The 18,369-nt window shown below is 61.0% G+C and carries 18 protein-coding genes; 8 read left to right on the forward strand and 10 right to left on the reverse strand.

All coding sequences use genetic code 11. The features are described 5' to 3' along the window. Positions 1-51 precede the first annotated feature (51 nt). Positions 52-1,512 carry a hypothetical protein gene (locus ACW9UO_RS06810; RefSeq protein ID WP_457088211.1) on the forward strand — a complete coding sequence of 487 codons (1,461 nt, stop codon included), beginning with the start codon at positions 52-54 and terminating at the stop codon, positions 1,510-1,512. A gap of 53 nt (positions 1,513-1,565) precedes the next feature. Here the strand turns inward: ACW9UO_RS06810 and ACW9UO_RS06815 are convergent, their stop codons facing one another. The 3 genes from ACW9UO_RS06815 to ACW9UO_RS06825 form a co-directional block, all read right to left on the reverse strand. Beyond that, positions 1,566-3,851: a glycosyl hydrolase family 28-related protein gene (locus ACW9UO_RS06815; RefSeq protein ID WP_457088212.1), complete on the reverse strand. Its 2,286-nt coding sequence runs from the start codon at positions 3,849-3,851 to the stop codon at positions 1,566-1,568. 351 nt (positions 3,852-4,202) lie between these two features. Then, on the reverse strand, positions 4,203-4,619 hold the full coding sequence (locus tag ACW9UO_RS06820; protein ID WP_457088213.1) for a DUF4864 domain-containing protein: 417 nt from the start codon (positions 4,617-4,619) through the stop codon (positions 4,203-4,205). Between the two features lie 84 nt (positions 4,620-4,703). Further along, complete coding sequence (locus ACW9UO_RS06825) at positions 4,704-6,347, reverse strand: lysine--tRNA ligase (protein ID WP_457088214.1); 1,644 nt, start codon at positions 6,345-6,347, stop codon at positions 4,704-4,706. Between the two features lie 105 nt (positions 6,348-6,452). Between ACW9UO_RS06825 and ACW9UO_RS06830 the strand changes: the two genes are divergently transcribed. After that, positions 6,453-6,878: a tellurite resistance TerB family protein gene (locus ACW9UO_RS06830; RefSeq protein ID WP_457088215.1), complete on the forward strand. Its 426-nt coding sequence runs from the start codon at positions 6,453-6,455 to the stop codon at positions 6,876-6,878. Here ACW9UO_RS06830 and dacB read toward each other — a convergent pair. The 3 genes from dacB to ACW9UO_RS06845 all read right to left on the reverse strand — a co-directional run bounded on the left by dacB (position 6,875) and on the right by ACW9UO_RS06845 (position 9,706). Then, positions 6,875-8,377 carry a D-alanyl-D-alanine carboxypeptidase/D-alanyl-D-alanine endopeptidase gene (gene dacB, locus ACW9UO_RS06835; protein WP_457088216.1) on the reverse strand — a complete coding sequence of 501 codons (1,503 nt, stop codon included), beginning with the start codon at positions 8,375-8,377 and terminating at the stop codon, positions 6,875-6,877. The two genes, ACW9UO_RS06830 and dacB, sit on opposite strands and share 4 nt — an antisense overlap. A 177-nt stretch (positions 8,378-8,554) precedes the next feature. Then, positions 8,555-9,148: a nicotinate-nucleotide adenylyltransferase gene (locus tag ACW9UO_RS06840; RefSeq protein ID WP_457088616.1), complete on the reverse strand. Its 594-nt coding sequence runs from the start codon at positions 9,146-9,148 to the stop codon at positions 8,555-8,557. An 87-nt stretch (positions 9,149-9,235) separates the two neighbouring features. Further along, positions 9,236-9,706, reverse strand: coding sequence for an MOSC domain-containing protein (locus ACW9UO_RS06845; RefSeq protein WP_457088217.1), 471 nt, complete (start codon positions 9,704-9,706; stop codon positions 9,236-9,238). 72 nt (positions 9,707-9,778) lie between these two features. Between ACW9UO_RS06845 and ettA the strand changes: the two genes are divergently transcribed. Beyond that, a complete protein-coding gene (gene ettA / locus ACW9UO_RS06850) occupies positions 9,779-11,434 on the forward strand; it encodes an energy-dependent translational throttle protein EttA (RefSeq protein WP_457088218.1) in 1,656 nt (551 codons plus the stop codon). Between the two features lie 423 nt (positions 11,435-11,857). On the opposite strand, the gene ACW9UO_RS06855 is transcribed toward ettA, so the two are convergent. After that, complete coding sequence (locus ACW9UO_RS06855) at positions 11,858-12,235, reverse strand: acyl-CoA thioesterase (protein ID WP_457088219.1); 378 nt, start codon at positions 12,233-12,235, stop codon at positions 11,858-11,860. Between the two features lie 24 nt (positions 12,236-12,259). Further along, entirely contained in the window at positions 12,260-13,288 is a 1,029-nt protein-coding gene (locus tag ACW9UO_RS06860; RefSeq protein ID WP_457088220.1) for a hypothetical protein, read from the reverse strand. A gap of 316 nt (positions 13,289-13,604) precedes the next feature. On the opposite strand from ACW9UO_RS06860, the gene ACW9UO_RS06865 reads away from it, so the two are divergent. Both ACW9UO_RS06865 and ACW9UO_RS06870 read left to right on the forward strand, forming a co-directional pair. After that, entirely contained in the window at positions 13,605-13,811 is a 207-nt protein-coding gene (locus tag ACW9UO_RS06865; RefSeq protein ID WP_054002685.1) for a cold-shock protein, read from the forward strand. A gap of 291 nt (positions 13,812-14,102) precedes the next feature. Then, on the forward strand, positions 14,103-14,258 hold the full coding sequence (locus ACW9UO_RS06870; protein ID WP_457088221.1) for a DUF3309 family protein: 156 nt from the start codon (positions 14,103-14,105) through the stop codon (positions 14,256-14,258). A gap of 276 nt (positions 14,259-14,534) precedes the next feature. Here ACW9UO_RS06870 and ACW9UO_RS06875 read toward each other — a convergent pair whose 3' ends face one another. Then, positions 14,535-15,020: a DUF2938 domain-containing protein gene (locus tag ACW9UO_RS06875; RefSeq protein ID WP_457088222.1), complete on the reverse strand. Its 486-nt coding sequence runs from the start codon at positions 15,018-15,020 to the stop codon at positions 14,535-14,537. A 295-nt stretch (positions 15,021-15,315) separates the two neighbouring features. Between ACW9UO_RS06875 and ACW9UO_RS06880 the strand changes: the two genes are divergently transcribed. The 3 genes from ACW9UO_RS06880 to ACW9UO_RS06890 all read left to right on the forward strand — a co-directional run bounded on the left by ACW9UO_RS06880 (position 15,316) and on the right by ACW9UO_RS06890 (position 17,588). Next, positions 15,316-15,876: a L,D-transpeptidase gene (locus tag ACW9UO_RS06880; RefSeq protein ID WP_457088223.1), complete on the forward strand. Its 561-nt coding sequence runs from the start codon at positions 15,316-15,318 to the stop codon at positions 15,874-15,876. Positions 15,877-15,991: 115 nt separating this feature from the next. Further along, the gene (locus tag ACW9UO_RS06885) at positions 15,992-17,143 is read left to right on the forward strand and encodes a geranylgeranyl reductase family protein (RefSeq protein WP_457088224.1); all 1,152 of its coding nucleotides are present in this window, start codon (positions 15,992-15,994) and stop codon (positions 17,141-17,143) included. Positions 17,144-17,381: 238 nt separating this feature from the next. Continuing rightward, entirely contained in the window at positions 17,382-17,588 is a 207-nt protein-coding gene (locus ACW9UO_RS06890) for a cold-shock protein (RefSeq protein ID WP_457088225.1), read from the forward strand. Between the two features lie 102 nt (positions 17,589-17,690). Here the strand turns inward: ACW9UO_RS06890 and ACW9UO_RS06895 are convergent, their stop codons facing one another. Beyond that, on the reverse strand, positions 17,691-18,344 hold the full coding sequence (locus ACW9UO_RS06895) for an arylesterase (protein ID WP_457088226.1): 654 nt from the start codon (positions 18,342-18,344) through the stop codon (positions 17,691-17,693). Between the last annotated feature and the right edge of the window lie 25 nt (positions 18,345-18,369).

Genomic DNA, 18,369 nt, shown 5'->3' on the forward strand with positions numbered 1-18,369 from the left:
TCGCGCCTCCAAAGGTTTAGACTGCTGCGGATTGTCACTCGGGAGAACATCATGCCTGACCGTCGCAGCGCGCGCATTTTCGCACTTCTCGCCGTGGTGATTGCCATCGCGGTGGCTTGGGGGCCTCGCTCCGCCACCGCCTTTGACATCCGCTTGCTCAATGCCCATCCCGAAGGCTGTAGCGCCCGCGCCGACGGCATCATCGCCCCCGGCGACCTGGCCAAACTCAAGCGGATCCTGCCCGGCGGCACCGAGGGCGCGCAGTATTTCACCGCCCCGCGCCTTTGCCTCAACAGCCCCGGCGGCGACTTCCTCGAAGGCATCGCCATCGCGGAATACCTGCGCGACATCGGCGTCACCACCCACGTCGCAGACGGCGATTCCTGCCTAAGCGCCTGTGGCCTCGCCTTCCTTGGCGGCACCAGCCTGCGCTTCGAAGACGCCGTGGTCCGCACTGTTGACCGCTCGATCCATGCCAATGCCGTGCTCGGCTTCCACCCGCCCCGGCTTGATGTGCCCTCGGATGAGTTCACCGAAGAGAAGGTGCGCGCGGCCTTCGACACCGCGATGCAGGCCGCCGGCGCGTTCTTTGGCAAGCTTGACCAACTCGGCATCAGCGGCAAATTCGCCCTCGAAGTCTTTGCCGTGCCCGCGGGCGAAATCCTCTACATCGATACCGTCGGCCGCACGATTGACGCCAATATCCGGGTTGAGGGCCTGCGCCCCCTGCCCGAAGAAATGAGCCAGACCCAGCTGCGCGAAATCTGCGAACGAATCGATCCCGAGATGCGCCCCGAACATTTTGAGCGCCCCGAAAGCACCCGCCGATTCCAATCGGTCGCCGGCATGACGCTTTCGCCCGCCGACACCGGCGCGCGGCGCGGCGCATGGCTCACCGGCTATCACTCCGAGGGCGATCTCTATTGGACGGTCTGCGAAGTGCGCTGGTTCCAGCCCCGCAACGGCGAAGGCGGCGTGTCCGCGCGCGTCCTGCAACAGGCGGCGTGGAACGGCCAAAGCGATGCCCCAACCGACGCCCCCCCCACCGAGGCCGAAATCGAAAGCCTGCTGGAACAGGCCATTGGCCCGTTTACCTTCTTCCTGCCAATCGCGATTTTTCCCGCCGCAACCAAACTGCCCGATCTGGTAGGCGACGGCGAAGAGCTGCCACCAGTGGCCGCAGGCGCGCTCTGTGGTCCGGGGGCCAAGCGCTATCAGGTGTTCAACGTCAACGAATTCGCCACCCTCCGAACCGCTCCGGGGTTTGACGCCGAAGTCGTGGCCGAGGCCGCCAAAGACGCCATCGTCACCCCCGCCGCCGACGACGAAACCGCCTATTTCATCTCGTCCGACAGCTGCCGCCTCGCCTGTGATCACGCCACCCGCGACGGCCTCAGCGCCGCCGATTTCCAAGCCGCCGCCGAGTGCCGCCGCTCCAACGATGTCTGGTGGCAGGTAAACGCGGGCGACGCCACCGGCTGGATGTCCGCCCGCTTCCTGCGCGTGCGCTAAACGAAAAAGGGCCGCGGCACCCAAATGCCGCGGCCCATTTCAAACCAACCCGATCAGGCGTCCATACGCATGGTCACGCTCACCTTGCCACGCACCGCCGACGGCCAGAAAATATCAATCCGGTCGTTGTTCGGCCCCTGCCCGACCTTGGTATAAGGCATCGCCCATTGCGCTACATTCGAGCTGTTGGCGATCTTGTCGGTCGCCACCAAAGCCTCGACCTTGCGTGCCTCACCCCCAAAGGCCAAAACATCCGACCCCGGCACCTGCCAGGTCGACGCCTCCGTGCCCTGATTATGCTCGACCACACAGGGATTTTCCGTCGTTTTCAGCACGTTGTTGAAGGTGTTGTTGGCGAAATACACATTCTTCATGTTGCTGTAGTTCAGATCGGCAAAGCTGGTATCCACATTCTCGGCCTGCTGAATCACCGTGCCCACACCGCGAAACAGATTGCCGGTCACATTGAGCCCGTTAAAGAAGTGCCCGGTGCCATACGGCTTGACCACGATCCAGGCAAACGACGCAATCACCTCGCCACACAGGAACACATTGTTGGTGATCGACAGCCCGGCAAAGCCAAAACCGCCCACAAAATCCGGCGCAACCTCGCGCTCGTTGGTCCATTCGATAAAGCAATTGTCGACGTAATTGCCCACCACCGTCGCGTTACACGATCGCAGCGCAAAGATCAGACCGGCCAGACGCACCCCATTGGGCTGGCCATCGCCTTGGAAAAAGTGGTTGCCCTGCACCACCGAATTCGACCCGCTCAGCATACAGAAATGCCGGAACTGGCTCGCCCGGTTGTTGCGCAGCTTAACGTCATTGGCGTTGGCATTGATCGCAATCGACACCCGGCTCTGCGCCGGAACGCTGCCTTCCGAAGACAAAAACTGACAACGATCGACCAACATCCCCTGACAGCCATAGCCAATCGAGGTGATCCCGCGATACTTGGGCCGGGTGAAATAGCAATCGCGCACCTGAAACACCGTGCCGGTCTTGGCCAGCATCAGCGCACTTGCCTTGTTGTTGCACTGAAACTCGATATCCGAGAACGAAAAGCTGGTCAGCTTCTCGAAGCCACTGAAATCAAGCATGTATTTGAACCGGGTAAAGGTAAGCACCTGCGTCCCCGTCGCCGCGCCCATCGGCTGCGACAGGATGATTTCCCCCGCCGAAACATTCTTGCCCCGCACATAGGTTTCGCGCGCCACACCATTGCCAGTGATCAGTGATCCCACCGGAATATTGGCAACATTGGTCACATTGGTCAGCGTGGTATCGGCATTCGCGGCATAGGTCGCCTGCGAGGTAAAGACATCCGGATCCCAAACCGTATCGCCGGTGGCATAGAACTGACCGTTGGCAATATGGCGGCGCTGGGCATAATCGGTTTTGTTGTTGACGATGGCCTGCATGTCCATCGGCCCCGAAATCGAAACCCGCCGGCCGCCCATATCCAGGCTTTCGTGGTCGGCATTGTTGAGCAACGACTGAAACGCCTTTTTGAACGCGGTCTCTTCGTCGCCAAACGCATCGATATAGGTGCCAAGATCAAAGTTCCGCGTCAGCGACAGGATCGCGGCCACCGGCATCGTAACAGTGCCTTCAAAGCGGATCCGCGAATTGATCGTGACGTCATTGGCCAAAAGATAGGTGCCGTCCGACACCAGAACCTCGCGCCCATCGGCGGCCGTGTCCGCCGCCTCGAACGCGGCGCTGTCATCGGTCGTGCCATCGCCGAGCGCGCCATAATCGCGCACATCCACCGTGGCCAATTGTTCGCCCAAAAAGACACTGGTGATGTCTTCAAACACCAGATCATCAATCCGCACAATGCCGCCATTGGCTCCGGTCAGGTCCAGCCCGAAATGGGCAAAAACCGGCGCCGTGCCCCAGATCATATCCACCCCGCCCCGGTTGCCCGGCCCGATGATCGCCGAAACTTCCAGCACATCGCCATAGGAATTGAGGCTGACCGACGGCCCGGCAAGGGGCACCCCACCGGCGGCCGTGCCATTAACCAGCGCCGGATATCCAGCGATCCGCACATCAGGCAGGTTGCCCGCCACCGCCTTGACCCGCGCGGACACCCGCAGGTAACAGCCCGGAAGCATTGGCGTTTCGCCCATATAGCGCAGCTTCTGCACCGACGCGGTTTTCTGAAGTTCGAGACAGCCGCCAAAGTCCTGATCCGCCGGCACAAAAGCGGCGTTGGCAGCGCCATCATAGGTGTCATCGCCCGGACGCCCGTTCTGGCTTGACCAGACATCAAGGCCACTGGCGAATGGCGTCGGCATGAAAACCACGCCCTCGGTAATCGCTTTGTTCATGAAGATCCCTTTCCCACATCGCGCGCGTCATGCGCCATGGCGGACGTGAGGCCCGCCGATTGGGAAAGAGGTATCAATTTAATCTTAATTCAGTCTGAGATCACCGCGCGCACCCCGCGCAACACCCCAACAGCCACCCTGATCCATCAATGGATCAGTCCCGATCTGTCAACAGATCGGCCCCCGCACACCAAGCCGCGCAAACTTCGCCACAAACACCCTGATCCATCAATGGATCAGCCCCAATCTGTCAACAGATCGGCCCCCGCGCACCAAGTCACCCAAACTTCGCCACAAACACCCTGATCCATCAATGGATCAGCCCCGATCTGTCAACAGATCGGCCCCGCGTCAGACCGCAACATCCGGCGCAGGAAGAAACTGAACGCCCCCGATGGTCCAACCGCCGTCGCCCGCTTCCATCTTATAGCCGAGGTAGTGTCGCTTGCCCGCCTGATCAATGATCTCGACCCGCTGCCACAGGTCGCCGCCGATATCGGCCAGATCAAGATAGGTTACCGCGCCCGGTGCCATGACCATCGGATAGCCGCGCTGGACCATCACACCAAAGTTCTCGGCCGTCCCGAAGATGCCCTTGATCGTCGGGCTGGCGAAGGTAAACGCGCGCGCCACATCATTGGCCTCAAACGCGTCAAGCTGATTGCCAATCACCGCTTCAATATCTGGGTTCTTCGGCTGCGCCTCCTGCCCCAACGCGGGAAACGCCATCAGCACTACAGCGCAGGCGACCATTACAAATCGAAACATAACGGGACACTCCAAAAGGAAAGACCGCCTATCACCTAGCCCGCGACAGCCCCCCGTCAAATTGGTCGTGCCCCGCAGACGCGCCTAGCCCAACTTGCCGGCCAAGCCCTGCTCGATCAGTGCCACAGTTTCGTCGACGCCATAAAGTGCGATGAACCCGCCAAAGCGCGGCCCCTGGCTTGCCCCCAAAAGCACCTCATAAATTGTCTTGAACCAATCGCGCAGCGGCTCGATTTCATGCACCTTGCCCACCGCGAACACGATGGATTGCAGGAACTCCTCATCGGCGAAATCCACCTCCGGCAGCGGCTCGTCATTGCCCACGATCGCATTCTTGCGCCCAATCAGATCCCGCGCATAATCGCCATCGCGCAGCGCCTTCGCCAGATCCTCCAGCGCGGCACGTTCCTGATCGCTCGGCGCACGGAACACCTTGGCCGGCTTCACGAAATCCTGAAAATAGCGCACCGCATGACCGGCCGAGGCATCCATGCCCGGATGGGTCTCAGCGGTGGCATCCGGAGCGTATTTGTTGATAAAGCCCCATAGCGTTTCCTTGTCGTCGGCGCTCGACGCGCTGGCCAGATTAAGCAGCATCGAAAACGGCACCACCATATCCGAAGCCGGCACATCGCCGCCGTGGATGTGAAACACCGGGTTGTTCAGCCGCGCGGCCGTGTCCTGCGTCGCATAAGCCCGCAATTGCTGGTGATACTCGTCCACCGCCTTGGGAATCACGTCGAAATACATCCGCTTTGCGGTTTTCGGCTTGAGATACATGAAATAGCTCAGCGATTCCGCCGAGGCATAGCTCAGCCATTCATCAATCGAAATCCCGTTGCCCGACGACTTCGAAATCTTCTGGCCCTTGTCGTCCAGGAACAGCTCATAGGTGAAATGCTCCGGCGGACGCTGCCCCAAGATCGAGCAAATCCGGTCGTAAATCGGCGTATTGGTCGAATGATCCTTGCCGTACATCTCGAAATCCACGCCCAGCGCCGCCCAGCGCGCGCCGAAATCGGGCTTCCACTGCAATTTCACATTGCCGCCCGTCACCGGCAGCGTCCATTCGCGGCCATCTTCGTCGTCAAAGGTGATCTCACCCTTAGCCGCATCGACATGTTTCATCGGCACATACAGCACCCGCCCGGTGTCCGGATGGATCGGCAGGAAAATCGAATAGGTCTGCCGCCGCTCCTCGCGCAGGCTTTTCAGCATCACCGCCATCACGTCGTCATACTTCTCGCAGGCGCGCAAAAGCACCTCATCAAACTGGCCCGTGCGGTAAAATTCGGTTGCGGAGTAAAATTCGTACTCGAACCCAAAGGTATCAAGGAACCGGCGCAGCATCGCATTGTTATGGTCGCCAAAGCTGTCATGCGTGCCAAATGGATCAGGCACCGAGGTCAGCGGCTTTTGCAAATGCGTGGCCAGCTCTTCGCGATTGGGCACGTTGCCCGGCACCTTGCGCATCCCGTCAAGATCGTCGGAAAAGCAAATCAGCCGCGTCGGAATATCCGAAATCACTTCGAACGCCCGGCGGATCATTGTGGTGCGCAGCACCTCGCCAAAGGTGCCAAGATGCGGCAAACCCGATGGGCCATAGCCGGTTTCAAACAGCACATAGCCCTTTTCGGGCGGTGTTTTCTGAAACCGTTTGAGCAAGCGACGCGCTTCTTCAAAAGGCCAGGCTTTCGAGACAAGGGCGGCGTCGCGCAGGTCAGACATATCAGAATTCTCCGGTAAGCCCGCGCGCCCGATGCGCGCAAGCTCGCCCTCCCTATTGCGGGCGGGCCTCGGGGTCAATATTCTGCACTGCAACAGGAGACCACAATGACCAATGATATTCCCCATTCGCTCAGCCCGCAGGACTGCCTTGTCGTGCTGATGATCGCCGTATCGGCCTCAGACGAAAATCTGCGCACCGCCGAACTGATCAAGATCGAAAGCGCGGTGAACAACCTGCCAATCTTTGCCGACTACGATATCGACCGGATGAACGTGATCGCCCAGACCGTCTTTGACCTGTTCGAACAGGAAGACGGCCTCGATGCCCTCTTTGGCCTGGTCCGCGACAATCTGCCGGAGCGCCTGTTCGAAACCGCCTATGCGCTGGCCTGCGATGTCGCCGCCGCCGATGGCACCCTGCACGAAGAAGAGCTGCGCCTACTCGAAGAAATCCGCTACGAGCTCAACATCGACCGCCTGCATGCCGCAGCCATCGAACGCGGGGCCCGCGCAAGACACCTCTCCGCCTAGCTGTTGGCAAAGGCCTGCCCCCAACGCTGCAACAACCGCTGTTGCAGCTTGCGGGACCGCACGTTCCATTCCCGCCCGCCTTCGGGCCGCTCGCGTTCCTCTTTCGACAGCGCATCGCGCCGCGCGCTGTCGGCGGTGAATATCGCAAAGGCCATCTCGCTGCCGTCGATCGCCGTGCTATATCCCGCCAAAGCCGAGACAAAATTCAACGTTCCGGTCTTTGCATCCACCTCAACCGGATGATCCTCCACAATCTTGCGGCTTTCGTCCCGCATTGGAATCGGTTTCATCAACTCCCGCAAAGGCCCCGCCACACGCGCGCCCCGCAAGATCAGCACCATATCGCCGGCCGTCATCCGGCTCAGCTCACCCAAACCCGAGTGATCAACAAAAGTGACCCCGTCACTCAACCCATATTCCGCCCGCACCCAATCGGTCATCGCACGCGCCGACCCTGCAAGGCTGTCTGCCCCGCCCGTGCGCGCCCGCGTCGCTGACATACCGACCACTTCAGCGGTCAGATTCGTAGAGTACAGCAGCATATCTTTCAAAATCGTTGACAGAACCTCGCTGTCCACCTGCGCCACGACGCTGCCCCCCGGCGCAGCCGTGATAACCTTGGGCGCCTTAAGCACAATGCCCTGACTGCGCGCCAAAATCTGGAACACTTCGCCAGTGTAAATCTCGGGCTTGCGCACCGGCAACCACCGCGCGCCGCCATTGCCCAGCGCGCCCCGCGCTACGGTCCAATCATCCCGGCCATTGCTGCTCGCATATGTGTAAACCGGCAAAGAACGGTCGATCACCGCCATGCGGGCAAAGGCCACATCCGGCCGGTATTTGCCGCTGCGCGCATCCATCGTCACATCATAGGCGCTGCCCTCTTTCTTCCATTGAAAGTGGACGCGATTGTAATTGAGGTTAATCCCCGACACCGCCGGATTATACCCCACATGCTCGGGCTGAAGATCGTCAATCCCTTCTGAAAACGGCAAAAATCCGCCCCAGACCAGGAAATCGCCGCGCACTTCGGTGATGCCCGCCGCCTTAACCTTTGCGGCAAGATCGGCCAAACGGTCGGTGTCGAGCGTCGGATCACCGCCCCCCGCCAGCACCAGATCGCCGTTCAAAACGCCGTCGGTCACCGTCCCCACCGCATGCACCGAAGTGGTAAACCGGTGATCGGCCCCAAGCGCCGCCAGCCCATAAAGCGCCGTCACCGCCTTGGCCACGCTTGCCGGCGGCAGGCCCAGATCGGCCTGTCCGGCCTCATGCAACTGGCCGCTCGTCACGTCCATCACCGCATAGCTGACCTCGCCGGACAGCCGCGCCTTGGCCACCAATTCTTCGGCGGCGGGAAAGACTTTGGGGATCGGAATCGTACTGCCGGGCCGTGCCACCGGTCGAAGCGACCGTGCCGGGCCCGCGCCCATCGCCTGCCCGGCGAAAAAGCCGAGGGCGGAGCCAATAAACAGACGTCTGGAAAATGCTTTGGTCATGGCGCGATTAAACCTCAGCCTTAAGGGTCAAACAAGCGAGTCCTTTTTTCTCTAACATCAATTTTAACGGAGTTTTCACCGCCTTGGTGCAAAGTAACGTGTATTCTGAAACCAGCGGCGCGCCGCCCGCATCGCTACACCCACGCCCAAGTCGAAAGGCCCCGCCCGATGTAGAAATCAGCCCCAGCCACCCCGCGCGCGGATCGCGCTTGAACTGTCGCCGCGCATCGGCACGTTCACGAAACACCACGCCGGAGCCTCGGCCGTGGCAAGCTTGCGCGACTCGCGGCCGCGAATCCGCGCACCGGAATACACCCGCGCCGCTTTGGAGTTGCGCGCCCTGATCCTGTCGCCGGGGCGTGCCAACACGCCAATCGGAACGGTCTCCATGATCCGTTCCCAATCCTGCCACTTCGGCAATTGCACCAGATTGTCTGCACCCATGAGCCATACGAAGTTCACGCCTCGATATTCTTGCATCAATGCATCCAACGTTTCAGCGGTATATCTTGTTCCGGCCCGCGCTTCAAAATCGCTGATTTCCACCTTGGGGTGCTGCATGATCTTGCGCGCCGCCGCCATCCGTTCGGCCAAAGGCGCGGGGCCGTGGTCTTTCAACGGGTTGCCGGGGCTGACCAGCCACCACACCCGGTCCAGCCCGAACCGTTTAAGCGCTTCACGGGTGATGTGCACATGGCCGGGGTGCGGCGGATCAAACGACCCGCCCAGCAGACCAACAGTCTGACCGCGTCGCAGGCCAGGAAATCGCAGGCCGGATATAGGCGGCGTCGGGAAATGGGTCAAAGGCTGTAATCCCTGATCAAAACCCAGCCATGTCAGGGGTTTCGCACCGGTTTGTCAATCAATTGGCCGCACCATATCACCGATTTCCAGCCGCCCGGGCCGGATCACCTCGGCCGTCATCCCGCCATGCCCGCGCACCGCGGCATAGCCACCGGGGCCAAACACCTCATCCATCCGGCTGCAGGGCGCACAGGGTCCGGTGATCAACAGCACCGCCTCCCCCACCTGCACCTCGCGCTTGCGCAGCCCGATCAGGTTGATCCCCGACACCACAATATTGCGCCGAAGGTCGCCCGGCCGCACGCCCCGAAGGCCCAGAAACGCCGCGATCACATCCAGGTGTTCGGCCTGCACCAGCGTCACCGCCCGCTTGCCCTTGCGCGCCCGGTCGCCCGCCAGCCCGGCCAGCCCAATCTCAGCCGCCTCCACCGCGCGCATCTCGGCCCGCCGCGCCGGCCGCACCCCGATCCAGCCAACCCGGCCCTCCCGCGCATTCCGCGCGATCATCGCGCCCAAGTCCGTCATCTTTCATTGCCCCTGCCTGCCAACTTCGATACCACCCCATCTGTCTCTTTTTCCAAAGCACCCGAGGATCTCATGGCCGCTTATCAGTACGTTTACCACATGCAGGGCGTCTCCAAGACGTATCCCGGCGGCAAGAAATGCTTTGAGAACATTCACCTGTCCTTCCTGCCCGGTGTAAAAATCGGCGTCGTCGGCGTCAACGGGGCCGGTAAATCGACCCTGCTGAAAATCATGGCCGGCCTCGACACCGAATTCACCGGCGAGGCTTGGCGCGCCGAGGGGGCCAAAGTTGGCTACCTCCCGCAAGAGCCGGAACTCGACGCCTCGCTCGATGTGCGCGGCAACGTCATGCTCGGTGTGGCCGCGAAAAAGGCCATCCTCGACAAATACAACGACCTCGCGATGAACTATTCCGAGGAAACCGCCGATGAAATGGCGGCGCTGCAAGACCAGATCGACAGCGAAGACCTTTGGGATCTCGACAGCCAGATCGACGTCGCGATGGAGGCCCTGCGCTGCCCGCCCGATGACGCCGATGTGACCTCGCTTTCGGGCGGTGAAAAACGCCGCGTCGCGCTGTGCCAGCTGCTGCTCGAAGCGCCCGACATGCTGCTGCTCGACGAACCGACCAACCACCTCGACGCCGAAACCATCGCCTGGCTGCAACAGCACCTGATCGCCTACAAAGGCACCATCCTCTGCGTCACCCACGACCGGTATTTCCTTGATGACATCACCGGTTGGATCCTCGAACTCGACCGCGGCAAAGGCATCCCCTACGAGGGCAACTACTCGGCATGGCTGGAACAAAAAGCCAAACGCCTGAGCCAGGAAGCCCGCGAAGACAAGGCCAAGCAAAAGACGCTCGAGCGCGAACTTGAATGGATGCGTCAGGGGGCCAAAGCCCGCCAGGCCAAGTCCAAAGCCCGGATTTCCGCCTATGAGGACATGGCCAACCAATCCGAGCGTGAAAAGGTCGGCCGCGCCCAGATCGTCATCCCCAATGGCCCGCGTCTTGGTGGCAAGGTGATCGAAGTTGAGGGTCTGAAAAAGGCGATGGGCGACAAGCTCTTGATCGAAGACCTGACCTTCTCGCTGCCGCCCGGCGGCATTGTCGGCGTGATCGGCCCGAACGGCGCGGGTAAATCCACGCTTTTCAAGATGTTGACCGGTCAGGAACAGCCCGACGAAGGCTCCGTCACCTATGGCGACACCGTCGATCTGTCCTATGTCGATCAGTCTCGCGATGACCTGAACGCCACCGACACCGTGTGGGAAGGCATCACCGGCGGGGCCGAAATCATCCAGCTTGGCGATGCGCAAGTGAACTCGCGCGCCTATTGTTCGTCGTTCAACTTCAAAGGCGGCGACCAGCAGAAAAAGGTCGGCCAGCTGTCCGGCGGTGAACGCAACCGTGTCCACATGGCGCGCCTGTTGAAAGAAGGCGGCAACGTTCTCCTCCTCGATGAACCGACCAACGACCTTGACGTCGAAACTCTCCGCGCTTTGGAAGACGCCCTCGTTGATTTCGCCGGCTGCGCGGTTGTCATCTCGCACGACCGTTTCTTCCTCGACAGGATCTGCACGCACATCCTCGCCTTTGAGGGCGAAGCGCATGTGGAATGGTTCGAAGGCAACTTCGAAGACTACGAAGAAGACAAGAAACGCCGCCTCGGTGCCGCCGCGCTTGAGCCCAAGCGCCTGAAGCACAAAAAGTTCTCGCGTTAATCAACTCTGGAGGGGGCGTAGCCTGCGCCCTCTTCCACTCTGCGGCCCTTTTCTGTCTCCAACCTTGCCGCCGCGGCCACGTATTCATTCCAAACGGGTGTAAGCCACCGCCCCTGCCGCAAATCGCGCACAAAGGCGGGTGGCAAACCCACAGCCCCCATCTCCGAAATCGGAAACGGCACTCTTCTGTGCATTGTCGCCCCTCCGCAAATCACGGTGGATCGAGACTGCCAGCCAGTCGTCTGCCCGCGCGCCGCGCGATCGTTGGTCTGAGGTCATTTTCCATGGCGCGATCATCCCACCGCAAGGTTAAAATACCCTTACCATCGGTCGCGCCGCACATCCCCCCGTACGATGCCCCACAGCCAAGGGCATCTGTACAGAAAAACAGGTCAAATCGCCCCTAACGCCGCAAACGCGCCGCTATCCCGGCACCACACGCGGCTTGCCGTCTTCGTCGATGGCCACGAAGGTAAAAATCGCCTCCGTCACCTTTTCACGCCCGCCAAAACGCCCGCGCCTCACCCAGGCTTCGACCTCGATTCCCATCGACGTCCGCCCCTGCCGCGCCACGTGGCAATAGACGCACAAAACGTCGCCCACCTTGACCGGCCGGATAAATTTCATCGCGTCCACCGCGATGGTCGCAACCCGGCCCTGCGCCCGTTCGCCCGCCACGATTCCGGCCGCCATATCCATCTGGCTCAGCACCCAACCGCCGAAGATATCGCCCGAGACATTGGTGTCCGCCGGCATCGCCAGCGTCCGCAGCGTCGGGTCGCCATGTGGTTCTTCGTCCATTCAAATCTCCCTGAAATCAAACACTTATTGGCACGAAAACGGCGTCTCACTCTTGGCCCGCATCTGCGCATTGCTCAGATTGACCACCGGCAGCGCCACCCCGCTCCACGTCTCATAAAGGTCCGCGATGGCTTGCGCCACGGCGCGATCGCCATCCACATCCGAGCGCTGACAGCCGCTGAGGTAAAACACCCCCTCAAGCACGTTCTGATCGGCCAAATCCGCCACGGTATACTTGTCCCAATTCCACAGCACAAATTCGTTCACCGGCCAATCGGTATGCCCCAGATCAATCGATTGCCGCACGTCGACCCAAGTCTCAAACGCGCCCTTTTGCAGCGAACAAATCAACGACCCGGCATAAGACGCATAAGCGCGATTGTCCGCCGTCACCAAGGTATCAAAATCCGCCTCATAGGCCCCGGCACTGTCACCAACAGGGCAACTTCCCTGCGCATCGAAATGCACGATGCCGCTGTTCTCGGTCACGCCACATCCACGGTTGCTGCGGTGGCCGGTATCGCCATCCAGCGGATACATGCAGCCCAAGTTATCATCTTGATTCATATAGGAATTACTGAAAATCAGCCCATAGTGTTTGTCGAAACTATCCGAGCACACCACCTCGTCGTCTTTCCCCGGTTTGGCCCCGCGGATCAACGTATCGGCGCGGACATAGGTCCAGGACGACGCGTCGCTCAGCCCGCCAGTGTCGGGGTCGTGGTTCGACCCGCACCACGGCAGGAAATGCCCCTCGGCCAGATAGTCTCCGCAGGTTTTCTCGGTGTCCACCGGCAGCGCTTCAAGCGCGGCCATGTCAAGGTATCCAGGCTGTCCCGGCGGTGTTCCCGGCCCGTGAATCGTGTGCACGATCAAGCCAGAGTCCACCGGCAGTTCCCCGTTCGGACCCTGCCCGCCAATCGTGGTGAATCGGGTGTTGAAATCCGCCACCGCACCCGTGCAAAGGCTGTTGCCCTGAGCGGTCGACGGCTGCGCAAAGACGGTCGCGGCCACAACCGCAACGCCAAAAGTGAAAAAGGAGAAGTCATGCATGGCAACAAGATCCTGTCGTGAAGTGAAAAACGGGCCGAGGCAATGACGCGAATGGTACACAAATCGTTCTACCCTGCATAGCGACAGCTAAATGTTGAGTGCGCCCCGCGCTCGCCCGGCGATTCCTTGCCAACTCGACCGCAAGAGCGATGATAACCCTTGCATACGAGCCGTCTTGGTGGCATATCCCCGCTTGCTAACGATCTTCTTTTCGACCTTCTGTTTTCCGTTACCGGCAACAAAGTCTTCGATCCAGACGTGACTTCGCCGGGCTGTCGCATACTGCGGGCAGCGTTGAAAACTAAGGATACTTCACATGGCTACTGGCACAGTGAAATGGTTCAACACCACCAAAGGCTTCGGCTTTATCGCTCCCGATGGCGGCTCCAAGGACGTCTTCGTGCACATTTCTGCAGTTGAGCGTTCGGGCCTGACCGGTCTGGCCGACAACCAAAAAGTCACCTTCGACATCGAAGCTGGCCGCGACGGCCGCGAAAGCGCGACCAACCTCGCACTGGCGTAAGCCACGATTGGCGTAAGCCAAGCTTTCACGATATTCAAAAGGCGCGCTTCGGCGCGCCTTTTTTGTTGCCCGCATGGTATTTTCTGCGGGCACACCGCTGGTAAAAATGCAGCCCCCTTCCCGCCTCGTTGGAACCAGTTCGCGCCTCGTGCGTTATCTCGTCACAGCTTCAGGCACCCAAGCAGATCAGAAGCAAGCCACGCCAGTTCGTTCGGATAATCCGATCCCTCCCCTGGCCCCTTGTTCGGACGCGATCGGTGCCATTGGCATTAACAGTGAAGGACCGCACCGATGCTTTATACAATTCTGATCGTCGTTCTTATTCTGCTCTTGATCGGTGCTTTGCCGCGTTGGGGCCACTCGACCAACTGGGGCTATGGCCCCTCTGGTATTCTCGGCCTGATCCTCGTGGTGCTGCTGATTCTTGTCCTGCTGGGCAAGGTGTAGCGCGACTGAATTGGAGGGGTCAGGAATACCCGACCCTTCCGGAATTCCAGACTACCGACACAGGAGCTTTTGCCGCACTCTTATCGGCAGGAGGATACCCCAATGACCCGCCAAACACACCAGAAGACAGAGACCAAATCACCCGTGGCCCACCTGCCCCTGCCTGGACCACGGATGCCCACAACTTGGCGTCATACGGATTGGGCCGCTATTTAAGGCCCATGTGTGCAGGGCGGACTGCCTGTCCCTCCCCAAATGTCAGTCCGCCCTGCTCCGTCATGCACCGCCAAACATCAGCGCCGTCACCCACATGCCGAGGCCAAACACGGTATGCGCAATCAGCCCCATGATGCGGCCTTTCCACGGGCGGGGCGTGCGCGACAAAGCCCATCCCAGCCCCATGCCCGGCTGAAGCAGAAACCAACCGGCCCCGATGGTGATCAACGCAAAGATCCACACCGGCAAGAACGTTGGCGCGGCCATCCAATCCGCCCCCGCCAGCAACGCGAAGATCACGCCATAGAGGATGCCAACGCCGTAGTGCACCAGCCATCCCAAACGGCTTTCACCCGGCACCGAGGGCACTTTGCCAATATCCTCGTGAAACACTTGGCCGCGCGTCACTTGCGCTGACCATCGCCCGACATTGCCCCAATTCGGCCGCGGCTGGCTAAATCCGCGGGCCAAAATCTCGGCCCAGATGTCCATCGCCACGGTGCCACCAAGCCCGATCAGCGCCCCAAACCCTATCAATTCAATCATGCAATTTTCCTATCTTGCGCGCGCCGTACCGGCCAAATCACCGCTCGGCCCTGTGCCCTTGTGCGCCCGTTTGCTCATCCGGCCACACCTTTGCCCGCTTGATACGCCGCCGCAGCCAGCGGCACCAGAAGGCACCGCCCCGAAACTCGAAACCCCGCCGCGCATCCGGCCCATGGCCCGCAAAGTCACCGGTCGCGTTGCACGTGGCCCACAGACGGGCACAGTCACGAATACCAGACTCCCGCTTGGCGCCACTCTGGCATATAATTCCCTCGCTCACTTCTGGAGGGATGACATGAAGACCACGCGCCGCACCTTTCTCGGCTCGGCCGCCGCAGCGCTGGCGCTGCCCGCAGCGGCCCAAGCGCAATTCCAACTCGATCCGAAATTCGCGCCGCAATACGTTCGCGTGCGCGCAGACATGGCCCCGGGCCAGATCATCGTGCTGCAAAAGGCGCGTTTTCTCTATTTCATCGAGGAACAGGGCCGCGCCCTGCGCTATGGCATCAGCGTTGGCCGCACCGGGCTGGAATTTTCCGGCACCGGCACGGTTCAGGCCAAAAAAGAATGGCCCACCTGGCGGCCCACCAACGCGATGATCGAACGCGAGCCGCAGACCTATGGCCGCTTCAAAGGCAACGATTACGTCCAGCCGGGCGGCCCGGGCAATCCGCTCGGCGCGCGGGCGATGTATCTGTTTCAAAACGGAATAAACACCTATGCCGCGATCCACGGCACCGACAATCTTGCCTCGATCGGCAAAGCGGCGTCGAACGGGTGTTTCCGCATGGCCAATGCGCATGTGATGGATCTTTATCCGCGCATTCCGATTGGCACCACCGTCACGGTGCTTTGACGCCAACTGCCCGATGTCCAATCAACCGGGGCGCAGGTCTGCCAACTGCGCCCCTTTTGGTGAATGCCCCTTGACCACGCCCAACCCAGCCCAGCCCAGCAAGAAAAGAGCGCGGATGAATTTTGATGTCATCGTCATCGGTGCCGGTCCTGCCGGTGCGTCTGCTGCCCGAACCGCGGCCAGCCTTGGCCTGCGGGTTGCTCTTGTCGATAAGGCGCGGTTTCCGCGAGAAAAGCTCTGTGGCGGCGGCTTTACTGGCCGCGCCGCGCAGTATTACCGTGAGATTTTCGAGCGGGATCTGCCGGCCGAGTTCGACAGCAAAACAGCCGTCGACCTCTACGGATTTGGCGAAAAACTTGGCGTGATTGACGACATTCCGCCGGTTTACCTCACCATGCGCCTGTCGCTTGACGCGCATCTCTATGCCTTGGCGCTCGACGCCGGAGCCGTTGATTTCACAGCACAAAAGATCTCGACGATGGACCCGGAGGCCGGCACCGTCACCCTCGCCTCTGGCACAAAGTTGCAGGCACCGGTGGTGATCGGGGCGGATGGCGTCAACAGCGCCGTCGCGCGCGCGCTGTTTGGGCGTGCCTTTGATCCCGACCGGATCGGTTTCGCGCTTGAGGCAGAGGGCCCGGCGCTGGCCGACGATGCGCCGCTGCGGATCGACATGGGCGCAGCCAATTGGGGCTACGGCTGGTCGTTTCCCAAGACGGGCTCGCACACCGTTGGGGTGGGCGGTGTCCACAGCCGCAATCCCGAACTCAAGGCGCTGATGAAGGGCTATATGGCCGATCTTGGCGTGCCTGCGGACACAAGGATCAAGGGGCAATACCTGCCGTTTGGTCAGGCCCGCCGCTGTCCGGGGCGCAGCAACGTTTTGCTGGTCGGTGACGCCGCTTGGCTGGTCGATCCGGTCACTGGCGAGGGCATCGCCTATGCGCTGAAGTCCGGGCAAATGGCCGCGCTGGCCGCGCGCGATGCGCTTGCGCGCCACGAACCGGATGCGGCGCTGATGCTGTACCGGGCACGCCTGCGGCCGATCCTGACCGCCATGCGCCATGCTAACCGCGTGCGGCTTTTGCTGTATTGGGGGCCGTTCCGTCAGGGTTTCCTGCGCGCGGCGCGCAAATCGGGGACCCTGCGGTATGACTACATGCGGCTTTTGGGCGGCGAGATTGAATACACCGATCTGATGCGCGCGCTGGCGCGACGCCTGCCAAACTATCTGTCGCGCGCGTTTGGCGGCAAACAGGGCGCTTGACCTATCGTCAGGTGGCACCGCCCCTTAGCGCCGACGGCCTCCCCTGAAGCGGGCCATAGCCCCGGCGAATTTACACAACTGACACGAGAAAATCACTTGAAACGGGTGATTTTCGGTCGCATATTTTCCGCGCGAAGTTAACTATCGACCACTGCTGCTCTACGGCTCAGTCTCTCGATCTGCATGACTAAGCCGGGCTGCCGCAGTTGGGCGGGCAGCAACACCAAGGAGGAAACACATGGCCACTGGCACTGTGAAATGGTTCAACGCAACCAAGGGTTTTGGCTTTATCGCACCCGATGGCGGCAGCAAGGATATCTTTGTGCATATCTCTGCGGTCGAGCGTTCGGGGCTGACCGGGCTTGCCGACAATCAAAAAGTCACCTTCGACATCACGCCGGGCCGTGATGGCCGCGAAGCCGCCGAGAACATCTCGCTGGCGTAAGGCTTGGCCTGAAAGCTGAGCTGACACCACCTGACCAAACCACCCGAGACCCCACCGACGCGTGGGGTCTTTGTTTTTGCGGGCCACCCTCAGGGCACAACGTCACTCTACCGCGTCGATCAGCTGCGCAATATACGGCCCGATGCCCGCAACGATAAGCGCCACGCCTTTGCCGTTGGGGTGGATGCCGTCGGCTTGGATCATGTCAGCGGCCTGCACCGGATTACCGCCCTCGGGCAGCAGGATATCAAAGAACGACGGCGTTTCGATCGCCCCGTACTCCTGGGCAAGCGCCGGATAGATCGCCTCGAAATCCGCTTTGTACTCTGGCCCGTAGTTGCCCGGCGCGCGCATTGGCACCAGCATCACCGGGATGTCACGCGCGGCGGCGACCTTGAGGATGCCATCGAGGTTGTCGCGCGCCATTTTCGTCGGCAACCCGCGCAGCACGTCGTTGCCCCCCAGCGCCACGATCATCGCATCGACCTCGGGCGTCAGGCTCCATTCCACCCGCGCCAGCCCGCCCGCCGTGGTATCGCCCGACACCCCGCCATTGACCAGTTGCACATCGTGGCCCTGCTCGGCCAGCCAGCCGCGCATTTGCGGCACAAAGCCCTCTTCCTCGACCAATCCGTACCCTTGGATCAGGCTGTCGCCCAAGGCCAGAATTTGGATCTCTTCGGCGGCTGCCGGTGTGCAGAGCGCCAAAAGTACCGCCGCCGCCTTGCCCACGCGCGCACATTCCCCATATGTCAAAAGTTGATACATTGCCTGAAAGGCC

This window comes from Marinovum sedimenti, assembly GCF_054052205.1.